The following is a 14,650-nucleotide window of genomic DNA, read 5'->3' on the forward strand; positions in this document are numbered from 1 at the left end:
GGTTATGCCGACCGCGCCGCAGGGCCTGGCGCGGCTTGCGCGCTACGTGAAGCTTCTGGACGGCGTTGCGCCGCTGGTGGCGATCGGCGGCATCGACGGCGCAGTGCTGCCGCAGGTGCTCGCGACGGGGGTGGGCAGCGCGGCGGTCGTGCGTGCTGTCACCGAGGCGGCCGATCCGGCTGCGGCCGTCGCTGCGCTGCAAAACGCGTTTACGCAATAATGCCCCCTCGACCGGACGCCTGAGTCGCACTTATGCGCCGTCGGTCAAGGGGGCCGGTTTGTGTTGTTTTGTGGTGACCGGCCGACGTTCGGGACGGGGCGCGTCACGGCTTTTTTTCCATGATGGCCCTATAATCCCGCCTTCGTGTAAATGCATTGTCAGCCTACGTGCCATCATCCTCTGAGACCCTGTTGGAGCTGCGCGACGTCGATTTCGGCTATGGCGACCGGCTCGTCCTGTCCGGCCTGAATATGCGCTTTGGGCGCGGCCAGGTGGTGGCGGTCATGGGTGGCTCGGGCGGCGGCAAAACAACGGTGCTGCGCCTGATCGGCGGCCTCGTGCGAGCCCAGCGCGGCCAGGTGCTGTTCCATGGCGCGGATGTCGGCGCGCAGTCGCGCGAGGGCCTTTATACGCTGCGCCGCAAGATGGGCATGCTGTTCCAGTTCGGCGCGCTTTTCACCGACATGTCCGTGTTCGAAAACGTCGCCTTTGCGCTGCGCGAGCACACCGATCTCCCCGAAGAACTGATTCGCGACCTCGTGCTCATGAAGCTCAACGCGGTCGGGCTGCGCGGCGCACGCGACCTCGCGCCCTCGGAGATCTCGGGCGGCATGGCGCGGCGCGTCGCGCTCGCGCGCGCCATCGCGCTCGACCCGGAACTCATGATGTACGACGAGCCCTTCGCGGGCCTCGATCCGATTTCGCTCGGCATCACGGCCAATCTGATCCGCACGCTCAACGACGCGCTCGGCGCGACATCCATCCTCGTCTCGCACGACGTGCCCGAGTCGTTCGCCATCGCCGACTACGTCTACTTCCTCGCCAACGGCAAGGTGCATGCACAGGGCACGCCAGCAGAACTGCGCGCCTCGACCGACCCGACCGTGCGCCAGTTCATCGACGGCGCACCCGACGGTCCGTTCCGTTTTCACTACCCGGCGAACGTGCCGCTTTCGGCGGACTTCGGCATTGGCGGAGACCGTACATGACCGGCGCAATCAGCCTGCTCGGGCGCATCGTGATCGAGACGATCACACGCGCGGGCCACGCGGCCCGATTCTTCGTGCGCCTCGTGCTGGAATTTTTCCCGCTCCTGCGCCGCCCGCGCCTTGTCACGAAGCAGATCCACTTCGTCGGTAATTATTCGCTGTTGATCATTGCCGTCTCGGGGCTCTTCGTCGGTTTCGTGCTCGGCCTGCAGGGCTACTACACGCTGAACCGCTATGGGTCCGAGCAGGCGCTCGGCCTGCTCGTCGCGCTCTCGCTCGTGCGCGAACTCGGGCCGGTCGTCACGGCGCTGCTGTTCGCGGGGCGCGCGGGCACGTCGCTCACCGCCGAAATCGGCCTCATGAAGGCCGGCGAGCAGCTTACCGCCATGGAGATGATGGCCGTCGACCCGGTGCGGGTCGTGGTCGCCCCGCGCATGTGGGCCGGCGTGGTCGCCATGCCGATCCTCGCGGCGATCTTCAGCGCGGTCGGCATCCTCGGCGGCTATGTGGTCGGCGTGGTGCTGATCGGCGTCGATGCAGGCGCGTTCTGGTCGCAGATGCAAGGCGGCGTGGACGTCTGGACGGATGTGGGCAATGGCGTGGTCAAGAGCATCGTGTTCGGCTTCGCCGTGACGTTCACCGCGCTCTACCAGGGTTACGAGGCGAAGCCGACGCCCGAAGGCGTCTCGCGGGCGACCACGAAGACGGTCGTGTACGCGTCGCTCGCGGTGCTCGGCCTCGACTTCCTGCTCACCGCCCTGATGTTTAGCTAGGCCGGGCCGCAGGTCCGCTCGCCGCCGCAATGGATTCTGATTGGGATGACGATGAAAAAGAATGCTCTCGATTTCTGGGTCGGGCTGTTCGTGGTGCTGGGCTTTGTCGCGCTGCTGTTTCTCGCGCTGAAGGCCGGCAACATGAGCTCGCTGTCGTTCCAGGCGACGTACCCGGTGAAGCTCAAGTTCGACAACATCGGCAGCCTCAAGCCGCGTGCGCCGGTGCGCAGCGCGGGCGTGACGGTGGGCCGCGTCGCGTCGATCGGCTTCGACTCGAACACCTACCAGGCGCTGGTGACGATCAACATCGACCAGCAGTACCAGTTTCCGAAGGACACGTCCGCGAAGATCCTGACCGCCGGGTTGCTCGGCGAACAGTACATCGGCCTCGAGCCGGGCGGCGATTCCGAAATGCTCAAGGCAGGCGACACCATCGCGATGACGCAGTCCGCGATCGTGCTCGAAAATCTCATCGGCCAGTTCCTGTACAGCAAGGCGGCCGATTCGGGTGCAAACAAGCCGGCGGGCGGCGCAGGTGCGGCACCCGCTCCGGCGCCTGCCGCGGCAGGCTCGGACACGGCTGGCAAGTAAGGGGGTAAAAAATGACCACGATGCGTATGCGCGCCGCGGCAATTGGGGTTGCGGCAATGACGATGGCGGGTTGCGCGACAGTGCAGACGCCGTCGAAGGACGATCCGTGGGAAGGCTTCAACCGCACGGTCTTCACATTCAACGACAAGGTCGACCAATACGCGCTCAAGCCGGTCGCGAAGGGCTACGTGAAGGTGACGCCGCAGCCGGTGCGCACCAGCGTCACGAGCTTCTTCTCGAATATCGGCGACGTCTACAACGCGGCGAACAACCTGCTGCAGCTGAAGATCGCCGACGGCGTCTCGGACATCATGCGGGTGGTGATCAACACGGTCTTCGGCGTCGGCGGCCTGTTCGACGTGGCGACGGTCGCGAAGCTGCCCAAGCACAACCAGGATCTGGGCCTCACGCTCGGCCACTATGGCGTGCCGGCCGGTCCGTACCTCGTGCTGCCGCTGCTCGGGCCGAGCACGGTGCGCGATGGCATCGGCACAGCGGGCAACTATTTCATCAACCCGCTCAGCTACGTCGATCCCGCCGCGCTCAGCTGGGGGCTGTACGGTCTGAACGTCGTCAGCACGCGGGCGAATCTGCTCGGCGCGAGCGAGCTGCTCGAAGGCGCCGCGATCGACAAGTATTCGTTCGTACGCAATACCTACCTGCAGCGCCGCCAGTTTCTGCTGTCGGACGGCAAGGCGGGCGCATCGTCGTCGAATCTGCCGGACTACGGCGAAGCGCCGCCGCCGAACTACGACCAGGGCGATCAGGGTGCGGCGGCTCCGGCTGGCGCTTCGGCGCCCGCGGTTCCCGCCGGCGGGCAGGCACCGGCTGGAGCGCCGGGCGCCGCGGCGCCGCAAGGCGCCTCGGGCCCCGGCTCGACGACGGTTCCGGCCGATCAGATGATTCCGCCCACGCACTTCGGCTACCCGGCATTGCGCTTGCGCTGATGTACTGGCACGCATTGGCGCACTGCCCGGGCGGCATTGTCTGACGTAACAGCCGGAAACGCTTGTCGCACAATCGTCGCAGTTTAAGGCTGGAGCGCGCTTGAACTCGCGTGATATCGTTGGCTCCACCGGGGTGCTTCCTCCCCAACTCGCAGGATTTGATATGAAAAAATTCTTTCTGTTTGCGCTTTTTGCAGCATTTTTTGCGACGGCCGGCGCCGCGTCGGCATCGGCCCAGGCGGTGGACAGCAGCAATCCGGATGCGATGGTCAAGACCATCACGCAGCAGGTGATGGACCAGATCCGCGGCGACAAGTCGATCCAGTCGGGCGACATAACGAAGATCACGCAGCTCGTCGACCAGAAGATCCTGCCGTACATGGACTTCCGCCGCACGACGCAGCTCGCGATGGGCCGTAACTGGCGCACCGCGACGCCCGAGCAGCAGGCCCAGGTCATCGACCAGTTCAAGATGCTGCTGATTCGCACGTACTCGGGCGCGCTCGCCCAGGTGCGCGACCAGCAGATCCAGTACAAGCCGTTCCGCGCGAATCCGGACGATACCGACGTGGTCGTGCGTTCGACCGTGCTGAACAACGGCCAGACGATCGAGCTTGACTACCGCCTCTACAAGACGCCGCAAGGCTGGCGCGTGTACGACATCAACGTGCTCGGCGCATGGCTGATCCAGGCTTATCAGCAGCAGTTCCAGGAAAAGATCCAGCAGGGCGGCGTGGACGGACTGATCCAGTTCCTCACGCAACGCAACCAGCAGCTCGCGGCGGGCAAGAACTCGTGAGCGCAAGTTTCGACGCTGGCGTCAATCTGACTCACGCGAGCGCCAACAGCGTGCTCTCGGCGGGGCTCGCGCGGATCGCGGCGGGCGCGACCGCCGTCGATTGCGCGCAACTCTCGCAGTTCGATTCGTCGGCGCTTGCCGTGCTGATCGCCTGGCAGCGCGCCGCACGGGCGCGCGGCGCCGCGCTCGACGTCCTCAACCTTCCGCCCAAACTTGCGAGCCTCGCGCAAGCCTACGGCGTCGATCCGCTCCTGAACGGGCGACATTGACGCACTCATGACGCGCGCGGCGGACCACCGGCCACGGCAACACAGGGTCCGCCGCCGCTTTGCGCTTCGGGCCAGTCGGGCAGCGCGACTCTTGCCCCGGACTTTTGCCCCGGACTTTTGCCCTATAATCAAACGTTTTTTGGGATTTGCCGCCGGGCGTTCGACGCTGCGGACGGCAACGCGGTCGCCACACAGGCTGTCCCCGAATTCCGGATTTTCCCCGCAGCATTGATGTACTTTTCGGCCGCACCGGCATGAGACGGGCGGCGCTCAAGTCATGCCAGCCATCGATTTTCGTAACGTCAAGAAGAGCTACAAGGCGCTTCAGGCGCTCAAAGGCGTCACTTTCACGGTCGAAGAAGGCGAGTTCTTCGGGCTGCTCGGCCCGAATGGCGCGGGCAAGACGACGCTCATCAGCATTCTCGCGGGACTCGCGCGCGCCGACGAAGGCTCGATCGACGTGCGCGGCCACGACGTGGTCCACGATTACCGCAACGCGCGCCGCAATCTCGGCGTCGTGCCGCAGGAACTCGTGTTCGATCCCTTCTTCACGGTTCGCGAGACGCTGCGCATCCAGTCCGGTTACTTCGGTTTGCGCAACAACGACGCGTGGATCGACGAGATCATGGCCAACCTCGATCTCACCGAAAAGGCGGACGTCAACATGCGTGCGCTCTCGGGCGGCATGAAGCGCCGCGTGCTGGTCGCGCAGGCGCTCGTGCACCGTCCGCCCGTGATCGTGCTCGACGAGCCGACTGCCGGCGTGGACGTCGAGCTGCGCCAGACGCTCTGGAAATTCATCTCGCGCCTGAACCGCGAGGGCCACACGATCGTGCTGACCACGCACTACCTGGAAGAAGCGCAAGCGCTGTGCGACCGCATTGCGATGCTGCGTCGCGGCGAGGTCGTCGCGCTCGAGCGCACCAACACGCTGTTGCGGCGCTTCGCGGGCATGCAGCTGTTCGTGCGTTTTTCCGCGGGCGTGCTGCCTGCCGAGCTGCGCGCGCTCGAAGTCGATCCGTCGAACGTCAACGCGCGCGAGCATCTGCTGCGTCTTGCGGGCTACGAAGACGTCGAGCGGATTCTCGCGCTGTGCCGCGAGAACGGCTGCAAGCTCGATGAAATCGAAGTGCGCAAGGCCGATCTGGAGGATGTTTTCGTGCAGGTGATGAGTGCGCCGGAAGCCATCGAGGGGCTCGCATGAGCGGTTATAGCGGTTTCGGTACGCTCTTCTACAAGGAAGTGCTGCGTTTCTGGAAGGTTGCCTTCCAGACCGTGCTCGCGCCCGTGGTCACGGCGCTCCTCTATCTGACGATCTTCGGGCACGCGCTCTCCGGCCACGTCGAGGTTTATCCCGGCGTCACGTACACGAGCTTCCTGATTCCCGGCCTCGTAATGATGAGCGTGCTGCAGAACGCGTTTGCGAACAGCTCGTCGTCGCTGATCCAGTCGAAGATCACCGGCAACCTCGTGTTCGTTCTGCTGCCGCCGCTAGCCGCCCCGGAGATTTTCGCGGCTTACGTGCTGGCCTCGATCCTGCGCGGCCTCGCGGTCGGCGCGGGCGTATTCATCGTGACGATCTGGTTCGTGCCGCTCGGCTTCGCCGCACCGCTCTTCATCATCGCGTTCGCGGTGCTCGGCTCGGCCATTCTCGGCACGCTCGGCCTGATCGCGGGCATCTGGGCCGAGAAATTCGATCAGCTCGCCTCGTTCCAGAATTTTTTGATCATGCCGCTCACGTTCCTTTCGGGCGTGTTCTACTCGACGCATTCGCTGCCGCCCGTGTGGCGTGAAGTGTCGCGGCTCAACCCGTTTTTCTACATGATCGACGGCTTTCGCTACGGTTTCTTCGGCTTGTCCGATATCAATCCGTTCGTGAGCCTTACGATTGTTTTCGTCTTTTTCGTGGCGCTGGCCGCGCTCGCGATGCGCATGCTCGCGACCGGCTACAAGCTGCGCCACTGAACCTCTTCGCACAGGAGCCTCTTTCCATGTCGCCGACTCCAGATCAGATCCAGCAGTACATCGCCGCAGGCCTTCCGTGCGAGCACCTCGAAGTGAAGGGCGACGGCCAGCACTTCTACGCGACCATCGTCTCGGCCGCCTTCGAAGGCAAGCGCCCGATCCAGCGTCATCAGCTCGTCTACGCCGCGCTCGGCGAGCGCATGCGCGCGGAAGTGCACGCGCTCAGCATGAAAACGCTCACGCCCGCCGAATGGCAGAACGGTTAATCTGGAATATCAGTGCGAATCACCCAGGATACCCAGGATAAGGACGGCGCCGCCAGTGGCGCCGTTCACACGAAAGAAGATGCGCCGCCGCGGGCTGGCCGCACCGATCAGGAAACCTCAGGCATGGACAAACTCGTCATCGTCGGCGGGCAGAAGCTCGCAGGGGAAGTGACCGTTTCGGGCGCGAAGAATGCCGCGCTGCCGATTCTCTGCGCGGGTCTCCTGAGCGCGGAGCCGGTCCACCTCGACAACGTGCCCGACCTGCAGGACGTGCGCACGACGCTTAAGCTGCTCGGCCAGATGGGCGTGCGCACCGAGCAGTCGGGCAATCACGTGCAGCTCGATGCCGCGAACGTGACGAACCTCGTCGCGCCGTACGAGCTCGTGAAGACCATGCGTGCGTCGATCCTCGTGCTCGGGCCGCTCGTTGCGCGCTTCGGCGAGGCGAAGGTGTCGCTGCCGGGCGGCTGCGCAATCGGCGCGCGCCCGGTCGACCAGCACATCAAGGGCCTGCAGGCGATGGGCGCCGAGATCAACATCGAGCACGGCTTCATCGAGGTGCGCGCGAAGCGCCTGAAGGGCGCGCGCATCGTCACCGACATGATTACGGTCACCGGCACGGAGAACCTGCTGATGGCCGCGGTGCTCGCCGATGGCGAGACGGTGATCGAAAACGCCGCGCGCGAGCCCGAAGTAGGCGACCTCGCGCATCTGCTCGTCGCGATGGGCGCGAAGATCGACGGCATCGGCACGGACCGTCTTGTGATCCAGGGCGTCGAGAAGCTGCACGGCGCGAAACACACGGTCATTCCCGACCGCATCGAAGCCGGCACGTTCCTGTGCGCCGTCGCGGCGGCGGGCGGCGACGTCACGCTGCGCCACGTGCGCGGACGCATCCTCGACGCCGTCACCGACAAGCTGCGCGAAGCGGGCGCGACGATCGAAGAGGGCGACGACTGGATGCGCGTGCGCATGGACGCGCGCGCGCGCGCCGTGAACGTGCGCACCTCCGAATACCCGGCATTTCCGACCGACATGCAGGCGCAGTTCATGGCGCTCAATGCGGTCGCGGACGGCACCTCGCAGGTCGTCGAAACGATCTTCGAGAACCGCTTCATGCACGTGCAGGAGCTGAACCGGCTCGGTGCGCGCATCACCATCGACGGCAACACCGCGCTCGTGACGGGCGTCGAGAAGCTGTCGGGCGCGAAGGTCATGGCGACCGACCTGCGCGCGTCGGCGAGTCTCGTGATCGCGGGCCTGTGCGCCGAGGGCGAGACGCTGATCGACCGCATCTATCACCTCGATCGCGGCTACGACCGCATGGAGGCGAAGCTCAACGCGATCGGCGCGAACGTGAAGCGCATCAAGGGGAACGCAGCATGAGCACAGTCTGCACAGCCGCAGCCGCCGGCGCGCCGCTTACGCTCGCGCTCTCGAAGGGCCGCATCTTCGAAGAGACGATGCCGCTCCTCGCCGCCGCGGGCGTGCACGTGGCCGAAGATCCGGAGACCTCGCGCAAGCTGATTCTGCCGACCACCGATCCGAACCTGCGCGTCATCATCGTGCGCGCGTCCGACGTGCCCACCTACGTGGAATACGGCGCGGCCGATTTCGGCGTGGCGGGCAAGGACGTGCTGCTCGAACACGGCGGCAGCGGCCTGTACCAGCCGGTCGACCTCGACATCGCGCGTTGCCGCATGTCGGTCGCGGTGGCGGCCGGTTTCGACTACGCGAGCGCCGTGCGTCAGGGCGCACGTCTGCGTGTCGCGACGAAGTACACGGAAACCGCGCGGCAGCACTTCGCGGCGAAGGGCGTGCACGTCGACCTCATCAAGCTGTACGGCTCGATGGAACTGGCGCCGCTCGTCGGCCTCGCCGATGCGATCGTCGACCTCGTCAGTTCGGGCAGCACGCTGCGCGCGAACAATCTGGTCGAAGTCGAGGAGATCATGCCGATCTCGTCGCGCCTCGTCGTCAACCAGGCAGCGCTCAAGCTGAAGCGCGCCGCACTGCGCCCGATCATCGACGCGTTCGAGCGCGCGTCGCACCGCGGCGAACAGGCTGCATAGGGCAACAGCGGGCAACAGCGGGCAACAGCGGCCAAAAGCGGGCGAAAGCGCCGCCCGCGCGCGCATGCGTCACGCGCCTGACCCGCGCATAACCGATACGGATGGATATCAGCATGGCAATCACGATTCGCAAACTCGATTCCGGCGCCGAGGGCTTCAAGAAGGCGCTGCACGCGGTGCTCGCGTTCGAGGCGAGCGAGGACGAGGCGATCGAGCGCTCGGTGGCGCAGATCCTCGCCGACGTGAAAGCGCGCGGCGATGCCGCCGTGCTTGAGTACACGAACCGCTTCGACCGCCTCGCTTCGACGAGCGTCGCGGCGCTGGAACTGCCGTTCAGCGAGCTCGAAGCGGCGCTCGAGAGCCTCGAGCCGAAGCAGCGCGCGGCGCTCGAAGCGGCGGCGGCGCGCGTGCGCGGCTACCACGAGAAGCAGCGCATCGAGTGCGGCACGCATAGCTGGCAGTACACCGAATCCGATGGCACCGTGCTCGGCCAGAAAATCACGCCGCTCGACCGCGTCGGGCTTTACGTGCCGGGCGGCAAGGCTGCGTATCCGTCGTCGGTGCTGATGAACGCGATTCCGGCGCGGGTCGCGGGCGTGCGCGAGATCGTCATGGTCGTGCCCACGCCGGACGGCGTGAAGAACCCGCTCGTGCTCGCGGCGGCGCTGCTCGGCGGCGTCGATCGCGTATTCACGATCGGCGGCGCACAGGCCGTGGCGGCGCTCGCCTACGGCACCGCCACGATCCCGGCCGTCGACAAGATCTGCGGCCCCGGCAACGCCTATGTCGCGTCGGCCAAGCGCCGCGTGTTCGGCACGGTCGGCATCGACATGATCGCGGGGCCGTCGGAAATTCTCGTACTGTGCGACGGCACGACCGATCCGCGCTGGGTTGCGATGGATCTGTTCTCGCAGGCCGAGCACGACGAACTCGCGCAGTCGATCCTGCTGTGCCCGGACGAGGCGTTCATCAAGCGCGTGGAAGACGCAATCGACGAGCTGCTGCCCGCGATGCCGCGCGCCGACGTGATCGCCACGTCGCTCACGAATCGCGGCGCGCTCGTGAAGGTGCGCGACATGGCGGAAGCCTGCGCGATCGCGAACGAGATCGCGCCGGAGCACCTCGAAATCTCGGCGCTGGAGCCGCAGAAGTGGGGGACCGAAATCCGCCATGCGGGCGCGATCTTCCTGGGCCGCTACACGAGCGAGAGTCTCGGCGACTACTGCGCGGGGCCGAATCACGTGCTGCCCACCTCGCGCACCGCACGTTTTTCGTCGCCGCTCGGCGTCTATGATTTCATCAAGCGTTCGAGCCTCATCGAGGTCAGCGCCGAAGGCGCGCAGACGCTCGGCGAGATCGCCGCGGAGCTGGCTTACGGCGAGGGCTTGCAGGCGCATGCGCGCAGTGCCGAATACCGTATGAAGCAGCTTTGAACCCGCTTTAAACCCGCTGGCGGGCGCCGTGCGCCCGCCGGCTCGCCGTGCGAGACACGGACGCATAAGGCACGGATAGCGCACGGATAGCTGACGTTCCACACGCGAGAGACCTGACGACAACCAGAGCGGCCTTGAAGCCGCTCGCAAGCGCCTGCCCCGTTCGCGAGGGCGGGCGGGCCCAATATGACAACGCCACGAGACATCATCCGTCGCGACGTACTCGCGATGACGAGCTATCCGGTCCCCGACGCCACCGGCTTCGTGAAGCTCGACGCCATGGAAAACCCGTTTTCGCTGCCCGCCGCGCTCGCCGCCCAGCTCGGCGAGCATCTGGCGCAGGTCGCGCTGAACCGCTATCCGGCGCCGCGCCCCGAGACGCTCATCGCGAAGCTCAAGATAGCGATGCACGTGCCCGCCGAGTGCGACGTGCTGCTCGGCAACGGCTCGGACGAAATCATCAGCATCATCACGATGGCGTGTGCGAAGCCGGGCGCGAAGATGCTCGCGCCGGTGCCGGGCTTCGTCATGTATGCGATTTCGGCGAAATTCGCCCAGGCGGAATTCGTCGGCGTGCCGCTCGCGGCCGACTTCACGCTCGATACCGAAGCGATGCTCGCCGCGATTGCCGAACACCGCCCTGCGGTGATCTGGCTCGCCTACCCGAACAACCCGACCGGCACGCTCTTCGACGACGCCGCAATCGAGCGCATCGTTGCGGCCGCACAGGACGCGAACGGCCTCGTCGTGATCGACGAGGCCTATCAGCCGTTCGCGCAGAAAAGCTGGATGCCGCGCGCGGGCGAGTTCGACAACGTGGTTGTGATGCGCACGATGTCGAAGCTCGGGCTCGCCGGAATCCGTCTCGGCTATCTCGCCGGGCGGGCGACGTGGCTCAACGAATTCGACAAGGTGCGCCCGCCGTACAACGTGAACGTGCTCACGCAGGCGACGGCGAGCTTCCTGCTCGACCACATCGACGTGCTCGATGCGCAGGCCGCGCAACTGCGTGCAGAGCGCGCGGTGCTGGCCGCCCAGGTGGCGAGTCTGCCGGGTGCCGAGGTGTTCGAGAGCGCCGGCAATTTCCTGCTCGTGCGCGTGCCCGACGCTGCCGCTGTGTTCGATACGCTACTGGGCGTGCGGGTTCTGATCAAAAACGTGAGTAAAATGCACCCATTGCTGGCGAATTGCGTCCGTTTGACTGTCGGAACGCCCGACGAAAACGCGCAGCTTCTCGCTGCACTGAAGCTCGTGCTCAAGTGACGGGCTTCGTTCTCTAACTCTCCTGTTATCGGCTGACTGAAGGAAATTGCCATGCGCGTCGCGCAAGTCGTTCGCAACACCAGCGAAACGCAGATCCGCGTCAAGATCAATCTGGACGGCACCGGCGAGCAAAAGCTCGCGACCGGCGTGCCGTTTCTCGACCACATGCTCGACCAGATTGCGCGACACGGGTTGATCGATCTCGAGATCGAGGCGCAGGGCGACACGCATATCGACGACCACCATACGGTGGAGGACGTCGGCATCACGCTCGGACAGGCGGTGGCGCAGGCCATCGGCGACAGGAAGGGCATCCGCCGCTATGGTCATGCCTATGTGCCGCTCGACGAGGCGCTGTCGCGCGTCGTCATCGACTTCTCGGGACGCCCGGGCCTCGAATTCCACGTGCCGTTCACGCGTGCGCGTATCGGCACGTTCGATGTCGATCTGTCGATCGAGTTTTTCCGCGGCTTCGTCAACCATGCGGGCGTCACGCTTCACATCGACAACCTGCGCGGGCTGAACGCTCACCACCAGATGGAAACCGTATTCAAGGCGTTCGGCCGCGCGCTGCGAATGGCGAGCGAACTGGACGAGCGCGCGGCGGGCAAAATCCCGTCGACGAAGGGCAGCCTCTAACGAGCGAAACACCCACCCGGGCGAACGGATACGCGAAAGCGGTACGCGTCGCGCGCTTGTGAGGCGCTTGTGCGGCCGTCGGGCTGCCTGAAGCCGCGGTGCGCTGCGCCACGGTCACATTGCGTGTCCGGTGAATGCGAACCGCGAGCGCACGGGCAGGATCTGTTGGGACGGCACACAGGCGGACGCGCGCGTTTCCGTCGCCACGGAGTGTCACGTAATGTCACGTCGTGACATACAAAGTCACGCGAAGTCACGTAAAGCCAAAGCGAAGGGCAAGGTCCGAGCGGCCTGATTCGAGATGAAAACTTCAATTGCGATTGTGGATTATGGGATGGGCAACCTGCGTTCGGTGGCCCAGGCGCTGAGGCAGGCCGCACCGGAAGCCGATGTGGCGATCGTCGAGCATCCCGAGGCGATTCGCGCAGCGGACCGCGTGGTGCTGCCGGGCCAGGGTGCGATGCCCGACTGCATGCGCAGTCTCGCCGAATCGGGCCTGCAGGAAGCCGTGATCGAGGCCTCGCGCACGAAGCCGCTGATGGGCGTGTGCGTCGGCGAGCAGATGCTGTTCGACTGGAGCGCCGAGGGCGACACGAAGGGCCTCGGCCTGCTGCCCGGCAAGGTCGTGCGCTTCGAGTTGCAAGGCCGGCTTCAGGACGACGGCTCGCGCTTCAAGGTGCCGCAGATGGGCTGGAACATCGTCCACCAGGCGCGCGGCCATGCGCTCTGGGAAGGCGTGCCCGACGACAGCTATTTTTACTTCGTGCACAGTTATTACGTTGTGCCGGACAATGCGGCGCACACGGTGGGCGAAACGCCGTACGGCGCGGCGTTTACCTCTGCGGTGGCGCGGGATAACATCTTCGCCACTCAATTCCACCCGGAAAAGAGCGCCGCGGCGGGCTTGCGGGTCTATCGCAATTTCGTCCACTGGAACCCATGATTGCGCGAGCGAACCCTGTCGGCTTTGCGTCTGCAAGAGTGCGGAAAGAGTTGTACTAAACTAGCGAAGCGGCGCCGGATCTGACCTTTTTTCCCGGCGTCGGCTGAATTCCACTTTATTTCCCAGATATCCCCCGATAGCTATGCTGCTGATTCCGGCCATCGATCTCAAAGACGGTCACTGCGTGCGCCTTAAGCAAGGCGATATGGACCAGGCGACGGTTTTCTCCCAGAACCCGGCGGCCATGGCCCGACACTGGGTCGAGCGCGGCGCGCGCCGCCTGCACCTCGTCGATCTGAACGGCGCGTTCGCAGGCAAGCCGAAGAACGAAGACGCGATCCGCGAGATCATCGCGGAAGTCGGCGACCAGATCCCCGTGCAGCTCGGCGGCGGCATCCGCGACCTCGACACGATCGAGCGCTACCTCGACGACGGCCTCTCGTACGTGATCATCGGCACCGCTGCCGTGAAGAACCCGGGCTTCCTCCAGGAAGCGTGCACGGCATTCGGGGGGCATATCATCGTCGGCCTCGACGCCAAGGACGGCAAGGTCGCGACCGACGGCTGGAGCAAGCTCACGGGCCATGAAGTCGTGGATCTCGCGCGCAAGTTCGAGGACTACGGCGTCCAGTCGATCATCTACACCGACATCGGCCGCGACGGCATGCTTCAGGGCATCAACATCGACGCGACGGTACGCCTTGCGCGCGCGGTGAAGATTCCAGTCATCGCGAGCGGCGGCCTGTCGAATCTCGCCGACATCGACGCGCTGTGCGAGGTCGAGGGCGAGGGCGTCGAAGGCGTGATCTGCGGTCGCGCGATCTACTCGGGCGACCTCGATTTCACGCAGGCGCAGACGCGTGCGGACAGCCTGCGCGAATCTGACGACGCGTGACGCGCCGCCTGGCGTTTCATGCCGGGCCAACATGTACGACAGGCCCGGTTTCCGGTCCTGTCGCGGCGTGCGGATCTGCAGTATTGCCATCGCTGGCACAAGACGTTTCCCAACAGGATCGCGGCGCATGGCGGGCAGTTCGTGCGGTTCGTGCGGGTCGCCACGGGCGGCAAAGCGCGCGACAATGAATCCGGCTGCCGCGAGCTCAAGTACGCGCAAGTACGTGAAAGCACGCGAGCGCACGGGCAGGGCGGCGCAGGGATTCGGCGGCGGCGCGGCAAAATCGCGCAGGCAGGCCGCAACGGGCTGCGCCCGCCACGACGCATCAGGTTGCAGACCAATCGCCAGCAGGCACATCCACTGATTCAATCGACGGGCAACATCGGCAAGATCATGGCTCTACCCAAACGCATCATTCCCTGTCTCGACGTGACCGCTGGGCGGGTCGTCAAGGGCGTTAACTTCGTCGAGCTGCGCGACGCGGGCGACCCCGTCGAAATCGCGCGCCGCTACGACGACCAGGGCGCCGACGAGCTCACCTTCCTCGACATCACGGCCACCTCGGACCAGCGCGACCTGATCCTGC

At 65.5% G+C, this 14,650-nt stretch carries 18 protein-coding genes; all 18 read left to right on the top strand.

The window, feature by feature from the left end:
• A partial coding sequence (locus Q0L30_RS19560; RefSeq protein ID WP_296660012.1) for a thiamine phosphate synthase occupies positions 1-220 on the top strand: 220 nt, incomplete at its 5' end.
• Between the two features lie 167 nt (positions 221-387).
• Complete coding sequence (locus Q0L30_RS19565) at positions 388-1,209, top strand: ABC transporter ATP-binding protein (protein WP_296660014.1); 822 nt, start codon at positions 388-390, stop codon at positions 1,207-1,209.
• Positions 1,206-1,982, top strand: a complete 777-nt coding sequence (mlaE, locus tag Q0L30_RS19570) for a lipid asymmetry maintenance ABC transporter permease subunit MlaE (RefSeq protein ID WP_296660016.1) — start codon at positions 1,206-1,208, stop codon at positions 1,980-1,982. The genes Q0L30_RS19565 and mlaE overlap by 4 nt, the downstream gene beginning before the upstream one ends.
• A gap of 51 nt (positions 1,983-2,033) precedes the next feature.
• Positions 2,034-2,573, top strand: a complete 540-nt coding sequence (gene mlaD / locus Q0L30_RS19575) for an outer membrane lipid asymmetry maintenance protein MlaD (RefSeq protein ID WP_296660018.1) — start codon at positions 2,034-2,036, stop codon at positions 2,571-2,573.
• Positions 2,574-2,584: 11 nt separating this feature from the next.
• Positions 2,585-3,520: a VacJ family lipoprotein gene (locus Q0L30_RS19580; protein ID WP_296660020.1), complete on the top strand. Its 936-nt coding sequence runs from the start codon at positions 2,585-2,587 to the stop codon at positions 3,518-3,520.
• A gap of 163 nt (positions 3,521-3,683) precedes the next feature.
• The gene (locus tag Q0L30_RS19585) at positions 3,684-4,319 is read left to right on the top strand and encodes a phospholipid-binding protein MlaC (RefSeq protein WP_296660021.1); all 636 of its coding nucleotides are present in this window, start codon (positions 3,684-3,686) and stop codon (positions 4,317-4,319) included.
• Positions 4,316-4,588 (top strand): lipid asymmetry maintenance protein MlaB, encoded by a 273-nt coding sequence (locus tag Q0L30_RS19590; protein ID WP_296660023.1) that lies wholly within the window; start codon positions 4,316-4,318, stop codon positions 4,586-4,588. The genes Q0L30_RS19585 and Q0L30_RS19590 overlap by 4 nt, the downstream gene beginning before the upstream one ends.
• 277 nt (positions 4,589-4,865) lie before the next feature.
• The gene (locus Q0L30_RS19595) at positions 4,866-5,792 is read left to right on the top strand and encodes an ABC transporter ATP-binding protein (RefSeq protein ID WP_296660025.1); all 927 of its coding nucleotides are present in this window, start codon (positions 4,866-4,868) and stop codon (positions 5,790-5,792) included.
• On the top strand, positions 5,789-6,553 hold the full coding sequence (locus Q0L30_RS19600) for an ABC transporter permease (protein ID WP_296660027.1): 765 nt from the start codon (positions 5,789-5,791) through the stop codon (positions 6,551-6,553). Before Q0L30_RS19595 ends, Q0L30_RS19600 begins: the two co-directional genes overlap by 4 nt.
• Positions 6,554-6,579: 26 nt before the next feature.
• A complete protein-coding gene (locus tag Q0L30_RS19605; protein WP_293033908.1) occupies positions 6,580-6,819 on the top strand; it encodes a BolA family protein in 240 nt (79 codons plus the stop codon).
• 123 nt (positions 6,820-6,942) lie between these two features.
• A complete protein-coding gene (gene murA / locus Q0L30_RS19610; protein ID WP_296660030.1) occupies positions 6,943-8,205 on the top strand; it encodes a UDP-N-acetylglucosamine 1-carboxyvinyltransferase in 1,263 nt (420 codons plus the stop codon).
• Positions 8,202-8,891: an ATP phosphoribosyltransferase gene (hisG, locus tag Q0L30_RS19615; RefSeq protein WP_296660032.1), complete on the top strand. Its 690-nt coding sequence runs from the start codon at positions 8,202-8,204 to the stop codon at positions 8,889-8,891. The genes murA and hisG overlap by 4 nt, the downstream gene beginning before the upstream one ends.
• 113 nt (positions 8,892-9,004) lie before the next feature.
• A complete protein-coding gene (hisD, locus tag Q0L30_RS19620) occupies positions 9,005-10,324 on the top strand; it encodes a histidinol dehydrogenase (RefSeq protein ID WP_296660035.1) in 1,320 nt (439 codons plus the stop codon).
• Positions 10,325-10,510: 186 nt separating this feature from the next.
• A complete protein-coding gene (gene hisC, locus Q0L30_RS19625; protein ID WP_296660036.1) occupies positions 10,511-11,587 on the top strand; it encodes a histidinol-phosphate transaminase in 1,077 nt (358 codons plus the stop codon).
• Positions 11,588-11,638: 51 nt separating this feature from the next.
• Positions 11,639-12,226, top strand: coding sequence for an imidazoleglycerol-phosphate dehydratase HisB (gene hisB / locus Q0L30_RS19630; protein ID WP_296660039.1), 588 nt, complete (start codon positions 11,639-11,641; stop codon positions 12,224-12,226).
• A 301-nt stretch (positions 12,227-12,527) separates the two neighbouring features.
• Positions 12,528-13,169, top strand: coding sequence for an imidazole glycerol phosphate synthase subunit HisH (gene hisH / locus Q0L30_RS19635; RefSeq protein WP_296660040.1), 642 nt, complete (start codon positions 12,528-12,530; stop codon positions 13,167-13,169).
• Positions 13,170-13,311: 142 nt separating this feature from the next.
• Positions 13,312-14,064: a 1-(5-phosphoribosyl)-5-[(5-phosphoribosylamino)methylideneamino]imidazole-4-carboxamide isomerase gene (gene hisA, locus Q0L30_RS19640; protein WP_296660043.1), complete on the top strand. Its 753-nt coding sequence runs from the start codon at positions 13,312-13,314 to the stop codon at positions 14,062-14,064.
• 18 nt (positions 14,065-14,082) lie between these two features.
• Positions 14,083-14,650 (top strand): HisA/HisF-related TIM barrel protein (locus Q0L30_RS19645; RefSeq protein ID WP_296660045.1); only part of this gene is annotated, 568 nt, incomplete at its 3' end.

This window comes from Paraburkholderia sp. (assembly GCF_024281035.1).
Lineage (GTDB): Bacteria > Pseudomonadota > Gammaproteobacteria > Burkholderiales > Burkholderiaceae > Paraburkholderia.